We start from the raw sequence: 5,020 nt of genomic DNA, 5'->3' as shown, positions 1-5,020 counted from the left end.
TCGGCCGCGGCGCGCAGATCGCTCAGCCGGCTGTTGGTGCAGGAGCCGATGAACACCCAGTCGACCGGCGTGCCGGCGATCGGCGCACCGCCTTGCAGGCCCATATACTCGAGCGCGGTCTCGATCGCCGCGCGCCGCGCCGGATCGTCGACCGTCTTCGGATCGGGAATGGTGCCATCGACGCCGACGACATGCTCGGGGCTGATGCCCCAGGTCACCTGAGGGATGATCTTTTCGACATCGATCACGACCTCGCGGTCGAACACCGCATCGGGATCGCTCGGCAATTCGCGCCATGCCTTGACCGCGAGATCCCACATCTCGCCCTGCGGCGCATAGGGACGGCCGCGCAGGAATTCGAAGGTTGTCTCGTCCGGCGCCACCATGCCCATCTTGGCGCCGAGCTCGATCGAGAGGTTGCAGATCGTCAGCCGTCCCTCGATCGGCAGCGCGCGGATCGCACTGCCGGCATATTCGACCGCGTAACCGGTGCCGCCGGCGGCGCCGATATGCCCGATCAGTGCCAAGATCATGTCCTTGGCGGTGACGCCGAGCGATAGCTTGCCCTCGAAGCGCGCACGCATCGTCTTCGGGCGGCGCTGGATCAGCGCCTGCGTCGCCAGCACATGGGTGAGCTCACTCGATCCGATGCCGAACGCCAGCGCACCGAGCCCGCCATGGGTGCAGGTGTGGCTGTCGCCGCAGACGATGGTCGCGCCCGGCAGGCTCAGGCCGAGCTCCGGCCCGATGACGTGGACGATGCCCTGGCCGGGCTGATCGACATCGAACAGCGTGATGCCGCTCGCCGCCGTCTCGACGCGCAGCGCGGCAAGCAATTCCATTCCGATCTTGCTGGTCCCGGCGCGGCCGGGCGCCGTCGACAGCGCGTGATCCGGCGTCGCGAACGTCAGTTCGGGATTGTGAACCTTGAGACCACGGCTCTTGAGATCGAGTAGCCCGCGTGAGCCGCCGAGATCGTGCAGCAGATGGCGGTCGATATGAAGCAGATCTGTGTCCTCGCTCAGGCGGGCAATGACATGCTGGTCCCAGATCTTCTCGAGCAAACTTCGTCCGGGCATCCACCTTCCCCCGCTCTCTGCGTTTTCCATGCGGCTTGATCTTATTGACGCCAATCTGTGCCAAAGTTGTCGTCAAGTGAAGCAGTTTTGCCCTAACATCACATATGTGATGGAGGCGCGGTCCTTGACCCGCCGCGGAGACAGCCATGCCGAACGCGAACAAGACAGCCATCGTCAAATCGGCCATACGGACGTTTGCGGTTCTGGAGTTCTTTCGGGAAACAAAGCGGGCTGCTTCCGTGACTGAAATAGCTTCCGCGCTGGAGATGCCCCAATCGAGCACGTCAGTGTTGCTTCGATGTCTCGTTGAATTGAACTACCTTGAATACGACCGACAGACGCGGCGTTTCATCCCCAGCTACCGGGTCAATCTGCTTGGCGATTGGATCCGCCGTTCTCCGTTCCGTGATCGAAAGCTCACCGATCTGATGGAAGAACTCTGGACCGCGACTGGCGGCGAGACCGTGATGCTTGGACAACAGGCCGGCGCCGCCGGGATGCGGTACCTACACGTTGTCCCCGGCGGCAATCAGCTTCAGTTCATTGCAAATGCCGGTCAAATACGGCCAATGGTTCGCACCGCGCTCGGACACGTGCTGCTGAGCCAGATGCCGAACACCAAAATTCGCGGCATCATCCGCCGCAACAACGCTGAGGAGCCGAGTCAGTCGGCGCGCGTTCGCGAAGCGGCCTTTCTCGAAGAGGTCGAGCGCATTCGCCGCCGCGGCTTTTCCGAGTCAAGCGGGCGCACGACGCCGGGCGCAAACACAATCGGCATGCTTGTTCCCCTGCCCAAGCGACGCGCGCCGCTCGCGATCGGCATCGGCGGACCAATCAAACGAATCGCGGCAAAGCGGGCGCACATCATTGAAGTCATGCAGAGCCGGCTGAAAGAACTGGCAGATGTGGCGCCGTAGCCCGGATGGAGCGAAGCGAAATCCGGGGTCAGTCCCTCCGCGGAGAAAGCAGCCCGGATTTCGCTTCGCTCCATCCGGGCTACAATTACCTGGCCTTGCCGAAATTCCTACGACGCCAGCGCTTCCTCGGGCATCACGGCCGACAGATGCTGGCTCTCGGCGACCGCGCGGTTGGTGATACGGCCGCGATGGACGTTGAGGCCGGCGCGCAGATGCGGATCCTCGACCAGCGCCCGCAATCCCTTCGACGCCAGCGCCAGGCCGAACGGCAGGGTGGCGTGGTTGAGCGCGTGGCTCGAGGTGACCGGCACCGCGCCCGGCATGTTGGCGACGCAATAATGCACAATGTCGTCGACCAGATAGGTCGGCGCCTGGTGCGTGGTGGCCTTCGAGGTCTCGAAGCAGCCGCCCTGGTCGATCGCGACGTCGACCAGCACCGCACGGCGTTTCATGCCTGCGAGCTGTGCGCGCGACACCAGCTTTGGCGCGCTGGCGCCGGGCACCAGCACCGCGCCGATCACAACGTCAGCCGCGAATACCTCCTGCTCGATCGCTTCCAGCGTGGCGTAACGGGTGCGGACGCGCCCGAGGAAGAGGTCGTCGAGCGCGCGGAGCCGCGGCAATGAACGGTCGAGGATGGTGACGTCGCTGCCGAGCCCGGCTGCCATCCGCGCCGCATGGGTGCCGACCACGCCGCCGCCGATGATCGCAACGCGCGCCGGCGGAACGCCCGGCACGCCGCCGAGCAGCTTGCCCATGCCATCGGCGGATTTGCGCAGCGCGGCGCCCGCGGCCTCGATCGCAAGCCGGCCTGCGACTTCGCTCATCGGCGCGAGCAGCGGCAGCCCGCCATGCGCGTCGGTCACGGTCTCATAGGCGACCGCCGTGCAGCCGGAGGCGATCAGCCCCGCGGTCTGCGGCACGTCGGGCGCAAGATGCAGATAGGTGAACAGGATCTGCCCCTCGCGGAGCCGGATCCATTCGGATGGCTGCGGCTCCTTCACCTTCACGATCATCTCGGCGACCGAGAAAACCTCTTCGGCGGTGTCGGCAATCCGTGCGCCGGCCTGGGTGTAGACGTCATCGCCGGCACCGATGCCGTCGCCGGCGCCGCGCTGGACCACGACTTCGTGGCCGTGCGCCACATATTCCCGCACCGAGGCAGGCGTCAGCCCGACCCGATATTCCTCGACCTTGATTTCCTTGGGCACGCCGATGCGCATGGTCCGCTCCTTGAAGGATTCGTTTCCGTTAGCCTCGAGGCTATTCCTCGTAACATGGCGTTTCTCAGCGAATTCCGGCTTGTGCACATGCAGATACGCTCATATCCTTCGTTTCCAGCTCAGCCCTCGAAGGAAAACTGCGTGGACGGTCTCGATCGTATCGATCTCAGAATCCTCGCCGAGCTCGTCGCCGACGCCCGCGCCAGCCAGATCGAGCTCGCCGAGAAGGTCGGGCTGTCGCCGACCGCCTGCGCGCGGCGCATCCGCCATCTCGAGGAGATCGGTGTGATCCGCGGCTACCGCGTCGACCTCGAGCCGACGGCACTTGGCCTTGTGACGACCGTCGTCGTCACCATCACGCTGGAGAAGCAGAGCGAGGATTATCTCGCAGCGTTCGAGGCTGCGATCGCGCGCTGTCCCGACGTCGTGTCCTGCCATTTGATGTCGGGCAGCGACGATTATCATCTGCAGGTGATCGCCCGCGACATCGCCGACTTCGAGCGTATCCACAAGCAGCATCTGTCGCGGATGCCGGGCGTCGCCCGCATCCATTCCAGCTTCGCGATGCGCGAAGTGGTTCGCCGAACGATCCCGGAAACTGCCCTGCGCGGCTGAGGACCGATCGCAGCGTCAGAACGGATTACGGCTCACGCGCGGCCACATCCGCGCCAGCGTCTCGTCCTTCTTGACGACGACATGCCACAGCGTCGCGGCAATATGCAGCGCGACCACGGCATAGACGACATAGGCCAGCGCGCCATGGGCCAGCTCGCCGGCCTCCGCCACCGCCTTGTTGTCGGCGAACAGGCGCGGCCAGCTGAAGGTCCAGAAATAGCGCAGCGAATAGCCGCCGGCCGACGAGAACATGTATCCGGTCGCCGGCATCACGAACAGGATGGCGTAGAGCGCCCAGTGATTGAGTCTTGCGGCGATCCTGATCAGCGGAGAGAACGAGCCCGGCTCCGGCGGCGCCGTGGTCACGGCCCGCACCATCAGCCGCAGGATCGCCAGGAAGAACAGGGTGACGCCGAGCGACTTGTGCACCTCGAGCAGCTCGCGCCGCGGCGACGTCCCGGCCGGCTGCAGCCCGCAATAGAGCCCGATCAGCATGGCCGCGATGGACAGCACCGCCGTCACCCAGTGAATCCTGCGCAACAGTGGATCGTAGCTGGCCGTCATGTCCGTCGTCACAAGACGCCTTGGCCTGAAGCCGCCCGTGCGGGTTCGGCCCGAAAATGGAAGCCGTTCCATAGATGATCGCGCGACGCCTGCCTACCTGGGCGGGCGTCACCTTCGATCACGATCGCGAAGGCTGGAGAGCCATGTCTCCCCCCTCGTCATTTCGGGGCGCGCGAAGCGCGAGCCCGGAATCCATTCAACCGCAACCCGGCGGCCCGATGGATTCCGGGCCTGCGCCTTCGGCGCATCCCGGAATGACGAAGAGCTTACCGCGCGCCCCGGAATGACGAACGAACGGCTCACCACGCGCTCGCTGTCACAAACCGCGCCCGCTGTCACAAACGCTGTCACAATCGGAGCCGCCCGGCCCCGCGCCACACGCATTTTTTAGTCGTGATCCGCTGCCTTCTATGACAGAATTACTACAATTAAATATCAGTTCGGTTACACGCGGAGCGGTGAATGAGCATGGAGTGGCGGGCACGGCCGGTTTCGCTGGCTTGGTCGAATCCAGTGGTCCGGTGGTGGGGCTTCCTGAGCCTCGTCAGTGCCACCAACATCGCGATCTGGTTCGCGCTGTACCGACAGTTCCACGAGCAGTCGAACGGCAGCCTCAGCAATA

5 protein-coding genes are annotated in these 5,020 nt (G+C 64.7%); 2 read left to right on the top strand and 3 right to left on the bottom strand.

The genetic code is table 11. The features are described 5' to 3' along the window. Window positions 1-1,079: 3-isopropylmalate dehydratase large subunit (locus tag H8B02_RS45130; RefSeq protein WP_229172191.1), on the bottom strand; the 1,079-nt coding region annotated here is incomplete at its 3' end. Between the two features lie 146 nt (window positions 1,080-1,225). Between H8B02_RS45130 and H8B02_RS45125 the strand changes: the two genes are divergently transcribed. Then, window positions 1,226-1,996 carry an IclR family transcriptional regulator gene (locus H8B02_RS45125; protein WP_229172190.1) on the top strand — a complete coding sequence of 257 codons (771 nt, stop codon included), beginning with the start codon at window positions 1,226-1,228 and terminating at the stop codon, window positions 1,994-1,996. A 107-nt stretch (window positions 1,997-2,103) separates the two neighbouring features. Here H8B02_RS45125 and ald read toward each other — a convergent pair whose 3' ends face one another. Next, window positions 2,104-3,219: an alanine dehydrogenase gene (gene ald / locus H8B02_RS45120; protein ID WP_176533261.1), complete on the bottom strand. Its 1,116-nt coding sequence runs from the start codon at window positions 3,217-3,219 to the stop codon at window positions 2,104-2,106. 87 nt (window positions 3,220-3,306) lie between these two features. Between ald and H8B02_RS45115 the strand changes: the two genes are divergently transcribed. Beyond that, window positions 3,307-3,834, top strand: a complete 528-nt coding sequence (locus tag H8B02_RS45115) for an Lrp/AsnC family transcriptional regulator (protein ID WP_212316444.1) — start codon at window positions 3,307-3,309, stop codon at window positions 3,832-3,834. A gap of 15 nt (window positions 3,835-3,849) precedes the next feature. On the opposite strand, the gene H8B02_RS45110 is transcribed toward H8B02_RS45115, so the two are convergent. Then, window positions 3,850-4,398 (bottom strand): cytochrome b, encoded by a 549-nt coding sequence (locus H8B02_RS45110; RefSeq protein ID WP_229172189.1) that lies wholly within the window; start codon window positions 4,396-4,398, stop codon window positions 3,850-3,852. Window positions 4,399-5,020 lie beyond the last annotated feature (622 nt).

The organism is Bradyrhizobium altum, assembly GCF_020889705.1.
Lineage (GTDB): Bacteria > Pseudomonadota > Alphaproteobacteria > Rhizobiales > Xanthobacteraceae > Bradyrhizobium > Bradyrhizobium altum.
This window is presented reverse-complemented; position numbering and strand designations above follow the sequence as displayed.